General features: G+C 49.6%; 14 protein-coding genes and 1 pseudogene. 10 read left to right on the top strand and 5 right to left on the bottom strand.

Annotation, left to right across the window (positions count from 1 at the left end; all coding sequences use genetic code 11):
* Positions 1-26: 26 nt before the first annotated feature.
* Entirely contained in the window at positions 27-767 is a 741-nt protein-coding gene (locus PGN_RS06435) for a GIN domain-containing protein (protein ID WP_012458207.1), read from the top strand.
* 355 nt (positions 768-1,122) lie between these two features.
* Positions 1,123-3,402 (top strand): S9 family peptidase, encoded by a 2,280-nt coding sequence (locus PGN_RS06440; RefSeq protein WP_012458208.1) that lies wholly within the window; start codon positions 1,123-1,125, stop codon positions 3,400-3,402.
* Positions 3,403-3,560: 158 nt separating this feature from the next.
* Here PGN_RS06440 and PGN_RS06445 read toward each other — a convergent pair whose 3' ends face one another.
* The 4 genes and pseudogenes from PGN_RS06445 to PGN_RS06460 all read right to left on the bottom strand — a co-directional run.
* Complete coding sequence (locus tag PGN_RS06445; RefSeq protein ID WP_012458209.1) at positions 3,561-4,553, bottom strand: Acg family FMN-binding oxidoreductase; 993 nt, start codon at positions 4,551-4,553, stop codon at positions 3,561-3,563.
* 74 nt (positions 4,554-4,627) lie between these two features.
* On the bottom strand, positions 4,628-4,912 hold the full coding sequence (locus PGN_RS06450) for a hypothetical protein (protein ID WP_012458210.1): 285 nt from the start codon (positions 4,910-4,912) through the stop codon (positions 4,628-4,630).
* Positions 4,913-5,045: 133 nt separating this feature from the next.
* Positions 5,046-5,582 carry a ClbS/DfsB family four-helix bundle protein gene (locus PGN_RS06455; protein WP_012458211.1) on the bottom strand — a complete coding sequence of 179 codons (537 nt, stop codon included), beginning with the start codon at positions 5,580-5,582 and terminating at the stop codon, positions 5,046-5,048.
* Positions 5,583-5,585: 3 nt separating this feature from the next.
* A pseudogene (locus PGN_RS06460) lies at positions 5,586-6,008 on the bottom strand (DNA alkylation repair protein); the annotation flags it as partial.
* A gap of 289 nt (positions 6,009-6,297) precedes the next feature.
* On the opposite strand from PGN_RS06460, the gene PGN_RS06465 reads away from it, so the two are divergent.
* From PGN_RS06465 to PGN_RS06490, 6 genes are all read left to right on the top strand, one after another.
* Positions 6,298-7,110, top strand: a complete 813-nt coding sequence (locus PGN_RS06465) for an outer membrane protein assembly factor BamD (RefSeq protein ID WP_039417128.1) — start codon at positions 6,298-6,300, stop codon at positions 7,108-7,110.
* A gap of 141 nt (positions 7,111-7,251) precedes the next feature.
* Complete coding sequence (locus PGN_RS06470) at positions 7,252-7,584, top strand: DNA-directed RNA polymerase subunit omega (protein WP_004584487.1); 333 nt, start codon at positions 7,252-7,254, stop codon at positions 7,582-7,584.
* A gap of 29 nt (positions 7,585-7,613) precedes the next feature.
* A complete protein-coding gene (locus PGN_RS06475) occupies positions 7,614-8,072 on the top strand; it encodes a DUF4293 domain-containing protein (protein ID WP_004584488.1) in 459 nt (152 codons plus the stop codon).
* Positions 8,073-8,347: 275 nt separating this feature from the next.
* The gene (locus PGN_RS06480; RefSeq protein WP_004584490.1) at positions 8,348-8,659 is read left to right on the top strand and encodes a DUF3467 domain-containing protein; all 312 of its coding nucleotides are present in this window, start codon (positions 8,348-8,350) and stop codon (positions 8,657-8,659) included.
* Between the two features lie 3 nt (positions 8,660-8,662).
* Positions 8,663-9,796: a 4-phosphoerythronate dehydrogenase PdxB gene (pdxB, locus tag PGN_RS06485; RefSeq protein WP_012458216.1), complete on the top strand. Its 1,134-nt coding sequence runs from the start codon at positions 8,663-8,665 to the stop codon at positions 9,794-9,796.
* A 9-nt stretch (positions 9,797-9,805) separates the two neighbouring features.
* On the top strand, positions 9,806-10,531 hold the full coding sequence (locus PGN_RS06490) for an SDR family NAD(P)-dependent oxidoreductase (RefSeq protein ID WP_004584492.1): 726 nt from the start codon (positions 9,806-9,808) through the stop codon (positions 10,529-10,531).
* A 170-nt stretch (positions 10,532-10,701) separates the two neighbouring features.
* On the opposite strand, the gene PGN_RS11610 is transcribed toward PGN_RS06490, so the two are convergent.
* A complete protein-coding gene (locus tag PGN_RS11610) occupies positions 10,702-10,851 on the bottom strand; it encodes a hypothetical protein (RefSeq protein WP_169924599.1) in 150 nt (49 codons plus the stop codon).
* A gap of 598 nt (positions 10,852-11,449) precedes the next feature.
* Between PGN_RS11610 and PGN_RS06505 the strand changes: the two genes are divergently transcribed.
* Entirely contained in the window at positions 11,450-13,015 is a 1,566-nt protein-coding gene (locus PGN_RS06505) for a transglycosylase SLT domain-containing protein (protein ID WP_012458218.1), read from the top strand.
* A gap of 24 nt (positions 13,016-13,039) precedes the next feature.
* On the top strand, positions 13,040-14,911 hold the full coding sequence (locus PGN_RS06510; protein ID WP_012458219.1) for an ABC-F family ATP-binding cassette domain-containing protein: 1,872 nt from the start codon (positions 13,040-13,042) through the stop codon (positions 14,909-14,911).
* Positions 14,912-14,945: the final 34 nt, after the last annotated feature.

The raw sequence follows: 14,945 nt of genomic DNA on the forward strand, positions 1-14,945 counted from the left end.
GAAACACTGTAAAAAAACACCATACAATGAGAAAAAAGATTTTCGCCGGCCTTGTCGGTCTCATAGGCACAGCACTGATAGCCGGTGCATGCAATATCAAATTCGACAACAAAGGCAAAACAATCACCCCCAAGGGCGATGCCATCACGGAGACTCGCAACATCGGTACATTCGACAAGATCGATGTCGAGGATGCATTCAACATCCACTACAAAGCCGGTATTCCGACTGACGGACTGACCATCGAGGCAGCACCCAATCTGATGGAATACATCGTCACGGAAGTGACGGATGGCGAACTTTCCATCCGACTCAAAGACCGCTATTCGATCCACGACGGGAAGATCGTCATTACGGTCGGTTCACCCACCCTCAAGGCAGTGGAGATGTCCGGTGCCTGTGCACTGAATGTGGAGGGAGAGCTTACCGGCGACCGGCTCGATCTGGACCTGTCGGGAGCTTCTTCTGTAAACCTCACCGGCCGTCTCAAAGCATTGGATATAAACGCTTCGGGAGCTTCCGGTATCAAACTGAAAGGCTCCGGCGAGGAGTTTACGCTCTCATGCAGCGGAGCTGTTGGTTGTGATGCATCCGATTTCATTACCCAACGTACCGAAGTATCCGTTAGTGGCACGGCATCGGTAAAGATCAATGCTTCCGAGTCTGTACGGGGAGATCTCTCCGGCATATCCTCTCTCGAAAATTACGGAGCCTCTTCGAATGATGAGGTAACAACCTCCGGCATGTCTTCCTACAAGCACAAATAACCCTATATAAGTAGAAGGGATGACCCTCACATCGGAATAGGACGACGTTACCAAGCTGTTAGGACGACCTTACCGAGCTATTAGGACGACGTTACCGAGCTATTAGGACGACGTTACTGAGCTGTTAGGACGACCTTGCCGAGCTGTTAGGACGACCTTACCGAGCTATTAGGACGACGTTACTGAACTGTTAGGACGACCTTACCGATCGGGGCACTACTTTTGAATAGAATATGTCAGCATATTTTTCTAATCTTGTCGTCGCTATCGGCAGAATCCAATGGTCCTCTCCTTCCTGTCCGATACCACCGAAGAAACAAGCAATTCATCATAATCACCCAACAAAATACCAAGTATGAAACTAAAAATCCTATTACTAACAATCCTGACATTAGGAGCAATGACTGTGCATGCACAAAAGATCACAGGCGACTGGAAAGGAATGCTCTCCATTCCGCAAGCCAACATGGAGCTGGAACTCATATTCCACATCACCGGAGAGGGTGCCAACCTCTCCACGACGATGGATGTACCTGCTCAGGGAGCAACCGGCATACCCGTAGAGAAGACCTCCTTTGCCGATGGCAAACTGACACTCTCCGCAGCTGCCCTTCAGTTCACATTCAAGGGCACCCTGTCCGGCAATACGATAGAAGGCAATGTAGAGCAGATGGGCTTCAGCCTGCCGCTTACGCTACAACGATTCGAATCCAAATTGCCCGGCAATACAGCCTTGCCTTCGACCGAAGAAGAGCTTAAGGCACTGGCAGCTTTGGACAAGGGCAACTACAAATACAAGGTAGAAGACTACTTTGCCAAACCCAAGGCTTCCGCTTTTCAGCTAAGCCCCAACGGCAAGTACCTCTCATACATGGAAAAGGACGATGCCGGCAAACGCCATGTCTATGTCAAGGAAATTGCCACCGGCACCGTCAAGCGTGCCATCGAAGAAAAGGACGAACTGATCAAAGGCTACGGATGGATCAACGACGAACGTCTCTTCTTTGTCATGGACAAAGGAGGGAATGAGAACTATCACCTCTTTGCTTCGAATATCGATGGCAGCAATACCCGCGATCTCACCCCCTTTGACGGAGTGAAGGCTTCGATCCTCAACATGCTCAAAGAGCAGAAGGACTACATGATCATATCCATGAACAAAAACAATCCGCAGATCTTCGAACCCTACAAACTGAATGTAGTAACAGGCGAGCTGACCCAGCTCTACGAGAATAAGGATGCGGCCAACCCCATTCAAGGTTACGAGTTCGACAAGGACGGCGAACTGCGTGGATACAGCCGCCTCGTAAACGGGATCGAATCCGAGTTGTACTACAAGGATTTGGCTACGGGCGAGTTCCGTCTGCTGAAGAAAACACACTGGGACGACACCTTCGGAGTCATCGCGTTCAACTATGCCTCCAAGAACAAAGACGAAGCCTATGTACTGACCAACCTGGACAGCGACAAGACTCGTATCGTACTCTACGACCTGAAGCAGAACAAGATCATCCGCGAGATCTTCGCCAACGAAGACTACGACGTCAGCGGCCTGCACCTCTCTCGTAAGAGAAACTACGAAATAGACCTCATGGCCTACGAAGGCGAGAAGTCCGTAGTCGTACCCGTAAGTGCCACCTACAAAGAGCTGCACAAGCTGATGGAAAAGGAATTCAAGGGCAAAGAATTCTCCGTGGTCGATTACGATGATGATGAGACCATCCTGCTTATCGCCGTACAAAGCGACAAGCTATACGGCACCTACTACCAGTTCGATACGCGCACCAAGAAGTTTACCCTCCTCTATGACCTGATGCCTCAGCTCAAGGAGGAAGATATGGCCGAGATGCGCCCCATCAAATTCAAGAGCCGCGACGGACTCACCATCCATGGCTATATCACTCTGCCGAAAGCAGCCCTCGAAGGGAAGAAAGTACCCCTGATCGTCAATCCGCATGGAGGCCCCCAAGGCATACGCGACTCATGGGGCTTCAATCCCGAGACCCAGCTCTTCGCCAGCCGCGGATATGCCACCCTGCAAGTCAATTTCCGCATCTCAGGCGGATACGGCAAGGAATTCCTCCGTGCCGGATTCAAACAGATCGGTCGCAAAGCTATGGACGATGTGGAGGATGGTGTGCGCTATGCTATCAGCCAAGGTTGGGTGGATCCCGACAGGATCGCCATATACGGTGCCAGCCACGGTGGTTATGCCACGCTGATGGGTCTGGTGAAAACACCCGATCTCTATGCCTGCGGTGTGGATTACGTAGGTGTATCGAACATTTACACCTTCTTCGACTCCTTCCCTGAATATTGGAAGCCGTTTAAGGAAATGGTCAAGGAAATTTGGTACGACCTCGACAATCCGGAGGAAGCAGCTATTGCCAAGGAAGTATCCCCCTTCTTCCAGATCGACAAGATCAATAAGCCACTGTTCGTCGTACAGGGAGCTAACGACCCACGCGTGAATATCAACGAGTCCGATCAGATCGTGACGGCACTGCGTGCCCGCGGATTCGAAGTACCCTATATGGTGAAGTACAACGAAGGCCACGGATTCCATCGTGAAGAAAACTCCATGGAGCTATACCGTGCCATGCTCGGTTTCTTCGCCAAACACCTGAAGAAATAAGCCGGAGGATATAAGGCTGAAAGCTCAAGAGGGTGCTGCAAGCGTTTCGTCTTTGCAGCACCCTCTTCGTTTTTGTCAGCCATGCTCAAACATTCTGTCCGGCCCCAAAGAGATTTTTCGGTGGGATCACCTTTGAGGCTTGTATCCTCTTGATTCTTTCAATCGAAGGAATTAGGGATAATGCAGGATTGGACACTTCTTCTCAACGAATACGGCATCTTACTCCCATATCCCAATCGTATCAGAACCGTAGGATATGCGTCTTCGATACCGAGTATTTCTGCCATTTTTCTCGAAAGGCCCTGTACCTCATTGGGCTGGTTCATATAAGCATGCGAAATACCCATGCCTGTAGCCTTGAGCAGGATATGTTCCAATGCTCTCCCCAATTTTATCCATTGCACCACCGTATTGTTCGAAGTGGTAAACAAAACAAAATGAGAAGAGGAGGCTATCTTTCTTCTATCATTTCTATTTTGAGACTTCTCGTTAATGAGTCGGGTGATAATGGCCTTTGCAATGAAGCGAGACAGATTGGGTGCACCGAATACGGCATAGCTGAGTCCGTCTCTCGTTGCATCTTGATGCTTCTTGTTATAGCGCATCCATTGCTGCAATTCTTCTTTGAACTTTTTGTCTCGCATTTGTATGCTGTTGCCCTCACAAACCATTTCCGAAATAGCGTCGAACTCCCGTGTGCCATTCTTGAAGAAATGGACTCCGACACAAGGTTCCATATCGCTCTTTTCTCCCAAAGCGACAATGTCGTTCACAGGAATAGTATTTCCATCATAGACACTTCTGTTCGTCTGCCTTACGGATATATGAGGAAACAGAGGAGATGGAGTATCGGAATCCTGCTTGGTAAGTTCGATGTGGATCGTGCCGTTTTCTGCGATAGAGACCATCGTCTCGTATCCTTTATGGACTGCCGCTACACAAAGATTCTCCGTAGCGCATCCAAGTGAAACAAATAGCTCTCGATTATCAGGATCGACTACGGGCAGCGTTTTTGTAAAATCGGGCAGAATGTCGATTCCCGTCTCTTTAATCCTGAATGTCCATGGTTGCGTATTATGCCCTGAAGGAGCTTTGACAGCCTGCTCGATCAGAAACGAACAGTCTGTGTCTTGTGCAAATATCTTGCTCATAACCTCAACAAATTAAATGGTTAAATGTATATCTACTTGTCGAATATGTTTCATCCATAAGTCGATCCTCAGATCTATCCCCGTACAATCTGTTCCCATCCTCTCTCGCTCTGCATATCGATTCCGTTGTATACGGGACTCCGCTCTTCCATCGATACGAGATAGCCGATAGATGCGGAAATGATACTTGCCAACGAGGCAACTTCCATACTTGGCGATTGTGTCAGTCGGCTGACGATTTCTACCGGCTTACATCCGTTTTGCTCACGTTTTTCACTCAAGGTACGAATGGTCTGATTTTCTGCGGTGAGTTCCCTATCCTTCATACGCTTTTTCAACCATGATTCCGGAAGCTCCATTGTCTTCACCTGTGAGAAGCCTGTTACAAGAGCGAAAAATACCCTCTTTAGGAGAGATCTCTACTGCCACTTTGCCCATAATAAATACTGCAAGGAGAAAGAGCATTTGACACACAAACAGCTTCGCATCCGTTCACTTACCGGTCTTGATATGCAGCTTTATTTTCTTCATCGCCCAGTCGTAATGACTGGAAGTGGCTGATACGCAGTATGCACCGAGAGTCGAAGTACCCGTCCAGTCGAATACTCCCTTGGCAAATAATTCATCGTTCGAAAATGTCTCGATCAATGCCATTACTTGTCGATGGTTTTCTTTCAATTTGTCCTTTGCTTCTGCCAATGGCGTCTGTTGGTGTTTCTTCCAAAACTCCACGTTCATCACCGAATAAGTCTTCCAGTTATAGGGTTCAGGCAGAAAAGGCTTGCGTTCGCCCTTGCTGTTGGAGTTGATCCAATTCAGCAAGAGTTGGTGCCACTCGTACAGATGCACGAGTACATCGCGGAGGTTTTTGTCCCGACCCCAATGTGCTTCCTTGCCGGCTGTAGCCATTTGGTCGGCAAATGTCGCATTCTGCAGATCATCGCTCATTCCGTCAATAAGTACCCATAGCTTCTCGAATTGCCCATTGGAAGCCATGATCAAATCCTGTTTCGTCGTTGCTCTTGCCATATTTCACTGTTTTTTAATGTCTTTATCCGGATGCTTGGAAGCATATTTGTAAGTGAACAAGACCAAAGGATCGGACAAATCCCATTTCTTTAGCTCTTCTGCGACCGATTCTTTGTGCTTCTTGCTGATGTCTTTCAGTGCGTTGCCGACAGACTTGCGCACGTATTCGCTTTCGTGCCCCCTATGCCGACTGAGCCATTCGATAGCAAGACATGGATTCTCTTTGAAGAATGGGCGACTTGTCCAAATCCTCAATCCCTCCGTTACGGCCCTGACCACATTCGCATTGTCGCTATCGAGCCATTCCCTGATGACAGGCAGGGACTTCTCGTACCCCTGCTCCTTACAAAACGTATCGAAAGCTTTGGCAAGTATCTCCTGCACACGCCAATTCATATCCAAGCTCACCCGATCTTTCAACGCCAGTTCGATCTAAGCGAACATACCATAAAAATAACAAGTAGCTGTAAATCATACTCTTTTGTGATTCTCCGGCTGCATAATGATCGGGAAGAAGGGGCGGGCTTCCAAGTCATTGGGCTTCAGATGTAGATAAAAAGCCATCTGAAAGCAATATAAGTGCCTGAAAAACACTGTGTGGGAAATAAAACACACTAATAGCCAATGTGTTGTGCCATTCCTTTATATCGAACTCACGTTATATATAGAAAACGGCTATCTTTGCGAGGTTAAGTCCATCATAAGACAAAAACAGATGACAAGCAGAAAGCTCATTTTTTTCGCCGCACTGACGTTCCTTTTTGCATCCTGCGGAGAGTTTGTAAGGATACAGCAAAGCCCCGATACATCCCTCAAGTATTCGTATGCCAAGAAGTTCTACAACGAACGGAAGTACAGCAAAGCAGCTTCTCTATTAGAGGACGTACGAGGCATATATGACGGCACGAGCGAAGGTGAGCAGCTGATGTTTCTGTTGGCAGAATGCTATTTAGAGATGAGACGCGATGCCGATGCCGGCATCTGCTATCAAGAGTACTACAACAAATACCCCAAAGGATTGCGCGCCGAAGAAGCTCGTTACAAAGCCGGATATTGCTTCTACGAAGCATCGCCTGATTCGCGACTGGATCAGTCGGACACGTACCTGGCCATTCAGGAATTACAGTCTTATCTCGACTTTTTCCCCAATGGCAAATATGCCAAAGAAGCCGAGAATATGCTGTTCGGTTTGCAGGACAAGTTGGCCTACAAGGAATACAGGACGGCCAAGCTCTACTACAACCTCGGCTTGTATTTGGGCAATAACTATCGTTCTTGCATCGTGACAGCAGAGGCTGCATTGAAGACTTATCCATACACCAAGCATCGCGAAGAGCTGGTCTTCCTGATGCTTCAGGCTATGTATGAAGAGGCCTCTTTCAGCGTCAGTGAAAAGTTGCAAACGCGCTACCGTGATGTGGCAGACCAGTACTTTGCCTACATCAACGAATTTCCCAACGGGAAATATCTCAAGCAAGCCAAAAAGATCTACGACAGCGTCAGCAAGCATATCTCACAAGACGCTTGACGAATGCTCATACACACCCGGGGAGTCTCCCATCGCAGCAACATAAAGGAGACGGCAGAGGGTGGATCAACAACGGAACCGATCGGAAGAAAAAGGCCCTGACACAAGTACGACTAAAAACAAAAACAATCGAAAAGATATATGGAGCTTAAGAAAATGAATGTCCCCATGGACACCATTACACGTGACATGGTGCGTCTGAGCGAAGACACGGAGAACGTGTACGAGACAGTGATGATCATAGCCAAGCGTGCCAATCAAATCGGGCAGCAAATGAAACAGGATCTGGAAAAGAAACTTCAGGACTTCTCTTCTTCAAATGACAATCTGGAGGAAGTTTTCGAAAATCGTGAGCAGATCGAAATCTCGCGCTACTATGAGCATCTGCCCAAGCCCGGTCTGATAGCTACGGCAGAATATGAGCAGGACAAACTCTACTACCGTATGCCCGGAGCAACATCCACAAACGACTGATCTCCTAACAACGCCAACTTTTTCGACTTATGTGGCAGAGAATTCAGACACTTTGGCTCCTGCTCGCAGGTATAGCCATGACGGTGCTTCTATTCAAACCGATAGGGCTTTTGATAGGGCCGGAAGGACAAGGATACGCGATGAACATATTAGGACTATATGCACCGGCTACCAATGCGCTGGTCAAGTCCACTTGGGGTCTTTTTGCTCTTGATGCCATTATCGTACTGATCTCGTTTGCTACCATCTTCCTCTACAAAAAGCGAATCTTGCAGATCAGACTATGTATCTTCAATATCCTCGTCACGATAGGTTTTCTTATCTATCTGGGGATGCAGATTTGGCAGATATGCTCGGCTGAGAACTTGGAGTTCGGATTCCGTTTTTGGCTCTGCATGCCGATAGTCTCCATCATCCTGCACTATCTGGCCATTCGTGGCATAGGAGCGGATGAAGCCATGATACGGGCAGCCGAACGCCTGCGATAAGCTCACCCTATCTCGTCCCGAATCGGGACATGCTTACTTACCCTGTACAAAGTATGCCTCGGCAAAAAGAGCGTATTTCGTACAGGGTATATTTGTACCGGATGGGAAAAGAGCATTATCCGTAATTCGAACCGCAATAATTTCACTCGTGGCACGTGAACCCTTATTCACATTTAGACGAAAGGAGTAACTTTGTTCAAAAGGGGGTAACGGTGCCATACGTTATTCAGCTTGGCACTTCCCCTCATACTACTTATTAAAACATTCAAGAACAAATGGAAAACGAAAGCAAAACAATCAACATCGAACTGCCCGAAGAAATAGCTCAGGGCAACTACTGCAATCTCTGTATCGTGATGCACTCTCCGAGCGAATTTGTCTTGGACTTCATCCGTATGGTTCCGAATCGTGACACCGCACGAGTCCAAAATCGCATCATCCTGACTCCGGACAATGCCAAAAGACTTTTGACCACTCTCTCGGACAATATCCATCGCTACGAAGTGGAACACGGCGAGATCCACACCGAGCAACGCGTATCGGATGCCACATTTACATTCCCAACCAAAATAAAAGGCGAAGCCTAAGAAATGCTTTCCTCTCCATCCGGTCCTCTCAAAATAGTGGCAGAAGCATCCGTGCCCTATTTGAGAGGTATTGTCGATCCCGTTGCGGACATTACTTACCTGCACTCGGACTGCTTCTCTCCCGATACGATACGTCATGCCCGGGCGCTGATCGTCCGCAGCATCACCAAGTGCACACCGGCTCTTCTGCAAGGTACTGATGTACGGTTGATAACGACTGCCACGGCCGGATTCGACCATATCGACCGCGAATACTGCGAAAGCCACGGTATCCTCTGGCGCAATTCCCCCGGCTGCAATGCTACGGCCGTAGCGCAGTATGTAATGTGCTGCCTGTGTCGTCTGGCTTTGCGCGAGGGGTTTTCCCTGAAAGAGAAGGTAATGGGTATAGTGGGTGTAGGCCATGTAGGCGGTGAGCTGAAGCGTTTGGCCTCCGCCTATGGCATGGAGTTCCTGCTCTGCGATCCACCTCGGTCGGAGGCAGAGCAGGACAATAGCTTTCTTCCTCTAAGCCGACTGACGGAGCAGTGCGACATTATCTCATTCCACGTTCCCCTCACCCATGAAGGCCCTCACGCCACCTATCACCTCATCGATGAGGCTTTTCTACGCAGCTGTGCAGACAAAAGGCCTATCCTGATCAATGCCTGCCGAGGAGCCGTAGCGGATACCCAAGCTCTTATTCGGGCTGTCAAAAGCGGATGGCTCCAAGCCCTCGTAATAGATTGCTGGGAAGGAGAACCCGATATAGACCTCAGCCTGTTGGATTTGGCAGACATCGCGACTCCTCACATAGCAGGATTCTCTGCAGATGGAAAAGCCAATGGAGCCAGAATGTGCCTTGAAGCCATTACGGAAGTATTCGGACTGGAATTTCCCCTGCTGCATACTTTAGCCCCTCCCCCACCGACTCATCCCATCATAGATCTGTCGCTCTTCCCCGACCATCGTATCGAAAGGGCTTTGCTGCATACCTTCGATCCGCTCGTACCGGATCGATCGCTAAGGGCATCGCCGAAGACATTCGAAGAACAACGCAAAGCCTACCCGCACCCACGTGAGATGAAGGCTTTCACTGTCGTAGGAGCTACGACAGAAGAAGCGAAAATTCTTCGTGGGATGGACTTCATTTCATAACAGGAAATCATGGAAGCCAAACGAATCGTTGTCGTAGGAGCCACCTCTGGCATCGGGCTTGATGTAGCCCGCCTATTTATCTCTCGCGGTTGGTTCGTAGGTGTTGCCGGCCGCAATACCCAAATGCTCGATGCGTTGAAGCAGGAGAATCCCTCACAGGTCTATACAGCCGTAATAGACATCACGCATTCCGATGCTCCTGAAAGGCTGTCCCACCTCATCGAAGAAATGAGCGGTATGGATGTATACTTCCACTCGTCCGGTATCGGTTATAACAATCCGCAACTGGACGAAACGAAAGAGCTGGACACCCTCCGCACCAATGGAGAAGGATTTACCCGAATGATCGGTGCCGCCTACCGCTATTTTCGCCTTCGGAAAAAGGGTCAAATAGTAGCCATCAGTTCGGTAGCAGCAACAAGAGGAATGGGATCCGCTCCTGCCTACTCCGCCACCAAACGCTTTCAAATGCACTATCTCCAATCCATACGCCAATTGGCCACAACAGACAGCCTACACCTGACCGTTACGGAGATTCGTCCCGGATTTGTCGATACCCCCCTACTACGAGACGGTAAGTATCCAATGCTGATGGAGTCCAAGATAGTTGCCCAAGCAATAGTAAAGGCTGTCATCCGTCGAAAAAGACTGCTGACTTTCGACTGGCGCTATCGTTTACTGGTCGCTTTCTGGCGTATGATCCCCGTTCGAATATGGGAGAAAACAAGAGTATAAGGCCGAAAACAAATATTGATTGGACTAATATGCGCCTTTTTGGCCTAATATAGTTGCACGAGAAATACATCGCCTTATTTTTGTACTGTGTTTTTCATGGTATTAGATTTTAAGGTTAATAAGGAAGTAAGGGCTGTCGGGAGATAGCCCTTATTTTTTTGAAATCCGCCCTAACAAATCCCCTCCCTTCTATCCTCTAAGTGCCCCCCTTCATCTTCTTTGTGTCCGATCAGCATACGAATAAGCATGAAGAATCGCATGGAAAGGATCTGTAATTCTACTGGCACGAATGCCGAATCATCCCTGCTTGTACTATTCATTGGTATAAAAACATGTGCCAAAAAAGTTTTCAACAACGAAGATGTGTTTAGAATCATTCTAAATAAGCACCCAAACGCAAGTGTTTTTGGCTGCCAAAGAGAAGATAGAACGAACTTCTTCAGATCAGGATACGAATATCGCAATACATGATAACGATCTATATACAAATCATTTACGATCTATATACAGATCGTTTTTAATTTATATATAGATCGTAAATGATTTGTATATGGATCGTGGGCTGAAAAAAGCCTTTTCAAGAGTTGAAATACAAAGAGGCACCCGCTCAATTCATGGCCGAACCGAGCGGGTGCCTTAAGCATTTGATCTATTATGGAAGTATTATCCCAATCCTATTCGTTGCCGAGATCCATGCGTTTGGGGAAGCAATATACGGTGCACGTATGAGTTCGGCCCAATCGGCCGGACAAATCAAGAGAAAGGGTAAAGTTCGGATACATGTCTAATGTCATTTAGCCGTTTAATACAAAACACTGTCGTTCGATAGAATCTCGCTGACATACTGCGATTTGGCTTTAACAGGAGATCTCTATCGCTCTGCAAATGTAACGAAAAAGACCGACCGGACAGAAACTCTTGAAGAAAGCGACAGGCTTCGGAAGCCGCTTTATCGGAAAGTCGTTATCTTCGTTCGTCAAAGAGATACCTGTGTATCTCGTCAGTACGGTATTTATCATCGTTATGCCCATATCGAAAAAATCTTTTGGCAGATGGTTTTTATGTATGGTCGGTCTTACCGCTTCCATCCTTGTAGGAGCCTTGTCGCAGAGTTGCCGAGGCTGTGTATCCGAAGAGGGGAGAGCCGACAGCATCCCATGCGACTCCTCTGTCGTATCGGGGCTGCGCTCTGCGGACACGCTACGCGTGGCTACACTCTCATCATCGACCACCTACTTCGTGTACAAAGACGAAGAAATGGGCTATGAGTACGAGCTGGCCAAGCTGCTCGCCGACTCTCTGGGCTTGACTCTGGTCGTTGAAGTGGTGCCCAACGACGAGGCACTTTATGCTGCGGTCGATACCGGCCTGGTCGATATGGCAATTACACCTCAGGCCGCAACCTTCAAGGGTAAGCAGAAGTATCTCTTCGTTGGTCCCGAAGAAATATCGGGACAAGTATTGGTGCAACGCAGCGATGGCAATCCACGTATAACGAACGTAACAGATCTTATCGGCAAGCCCGTTACAGTCATGGCACATACTCGCTATGCCGATCGGCTCCGGCACCTGAACGAAGAAGTGGGGGGAGGTATCGATTCGCTGATCCTCAGCGGAGATACCCTCACGACCGAAGACCTGATCACGCAGGTAGCCAAAGGAGAAATAGACTACACCTTTGCCGATGAACAGTTGGCACGACTGGCACGAACCTACTACCGCAATATAGACATCAGTTTGAAAGTAGGCTTCGGACAAAGGCTGCAATGGATCGTCCGCAAGGACAATCATTGTCTGGCGCGGTGGGTGAACCGATGGGGGGAATCCATCCCCGACAAGGAATCGTACCGAGCCATACAGAAGCGATACTTCGAGATGAGCAAGAGCGACGATGAGGTCGAAGAGGAGCAGTCCGCTCCCCGACCTCGCATCAAGCTGAGGAAAGGGAGTATATCGCAGTACGATACCATTTTCAAGCACTATGCCGAGGAGTTTCGGCTCGGCTGGTCCTGGCATCTGCTCGCATCCATCGCCTACCACGAATCGCGCTTCAATGCCGGTATCGTAGGCTGGTCCGGTGCCAGAGGTTTGATGGGTATCATGCCGAGGACAGGCCGACGCTTCGGGGCCGACAAGCAGGAACTTCTGGATCCGGAAGTTTCGGTACGCGTCTCCATCCGATGCCTGTTGGCGTTCAAGAACGAATTTCCCGATGTAACGGATCCGGAAGAAAAGCTCAAGTTTACGCTCGCTGCCTACAATGCCGGCTCGGGTCACGTGGCGGACGCAAGGCGTTTGGCTGCGAAGTACGGGGGCAACCCCAACGTATGGGACAATAACGTGGAGGCATACATCCGCCTCAAGAAAGACCCTAACTACTATAACGATCCTGTCTGTCGCTCCGGCTATCTGCGAGGAGCGGAGACGATCAACTATGTACGCAGCGTAATGGCTCGTTATCAGGCATACAAACAGAAGGATTGATACCACTCTGCATCTAAAGACAGCATGTTTCAGGCACAGCATTTGACCAAAAGTTTCGGCGATTTGGTTCTCTTCGAAGACCTCTCTTTCAGTATCGAACGGGGCGAAAAGATTGGACTTATCGCACGCAACGGCAACGGGAAAACGACCCTGATGAATATCCTTACGGGAATCGACTCACCCGATTCCGGAGAAGTGATCTACCAAAACGGTATCCGCCGTGCATACCTGCCACAGCTTCCCCAAGTACTTCCGGGCAGTACCGTACTGGAGACCTGCTTCGGACACAACGATGAGATGACCTCCCTGATAGCGCGATGGGAGGAGGCTTCGGCTCGGGGCGACGGCAAACGCATGGAGGAGTTGCTCCCCGAAATGGATGCCCTCGGCGCGTGGGAGTACGAACAGTGCGCACGGGAGATTCTCACCCGTCTGCATCTGGACGATCTGCACCGCACCACGGACAATCTCTCCGGTGGGGAGCTTAAGCGCATCGCTCTGGCAGGTACGCTCATCGGCAATCCGGAACTGCTGTTTCTGGACGAACCGACCAATCACCTCGATCTGGACGTGATCGAATGGCTGGAGGGCTACCTCTCGCATCAGCAGATCGGACTGCTTCTGGTCACCCACGACCGCTACTTTCTGGATCGCGTATGCAACCGCATACTGGAGCTGGACAACAAACAGTTGTATGCCTACAAAGGCAACTACGAATACTACCTGAACAAACGGGAAGAGCGGCTGAAAGCCACCGAACGCGAAACAAGCCGCGCAGCCAACCTCCTGCGCCGCGAAGCGGAATGGATGCATCGCAGACCGCAGGCACGGGGTACGAAAGCGAAGAGCCGCATCGATGCCTTCTACGAACTCAAGGAAAAAGCCCAACCTCGCCACCGGGACGAAACGCTCCACCTCTCGGAACAGGGCAGATACATAGGCAATAAGATATTCGAAGCTCACAAAGTCTGTAAAGCTTTCGGCGATCGCACTATCCTGAGCGACTTCGACTACATTTTCAGCCGGTACGACAAGGTAGGTATCGTAGGGCCCAACGGCGTGGGCAAGACCACTTTCCTCCGGCTGCTGCTCGGCGAAGAAGAGCCGGACTCGGGGTATTTCGATGTAGGGGAGACGGTTCGCTTCGGCTATTACAGTCAGAAGGGCATGCAGTTTGACGAAAACAAACGCGTCATCGAAGCCGTGCAGGACATCGCCGAGGTGATTCGGAATGAAAAGGATGGTACCACCCTCTCGGCATCGGCCTTGCTGACGCAGTTCCTTTTCCCGCCCGAGAAGCAATATACGCCGATCCACAAGTTGAGCGGTGGCGAACAGCGCAGGCTCTACCTCTGCACCGTGCTGATGAAGAACCCCAATTTCCTGATTCTCGACGAGCCCACCAACGACCTCGATATCCTCACGCTGAACGTACTGGAGAACTACCTGAGCGAATTCAAAGGATGCGTACTCGTCGTCTCGCACGACCGCTTCTTCATGGACAAGGTAGTGAACCATCTCTTCACGTTCGAGGGGAACGGCATCGTGAAGGATTTCCCCGGCAACTACACCCAGTACCGCGAATACAAACAGCAGGAAGAGGCCGAAAGGCAGACCGTCGAATCTTCCCCCTCGACACGTAAGGCAGAAAGCGAAAAGCCCCGAACCGACGCTGCCGAGCGTCCGCGAAAGCTGACCTTCAAGGAGAAGCAGGAGCTGGAACGGCTCGAAGCCGAACTACCAAAATTAGAAAAGGAGAAAGCCGAACTGGAATCCCGAATGAGCAGCGGCACGATGGCCACGGACGAACTACTCACCGCCGGCGACCGGATCGCCGCCCTGATCGAAGAGATCGACAGCAAGGGGATGCGCTGGCTGGAGCTAAGCGACATCTGAACAGAGAGTGAGACGGCACACAGTAATAAACATC

This window comes from Porphyromonas gingivalis ATCC 33277 (genome assembly GCF_000010505.1).
GTDB classification, from domain to species: Bacteria; Bacteroidota; Bacteroidia; order Bacteroidales; family Porphyromonadaceae; genus Porphyromonas; species Porphyromonas gingivalis.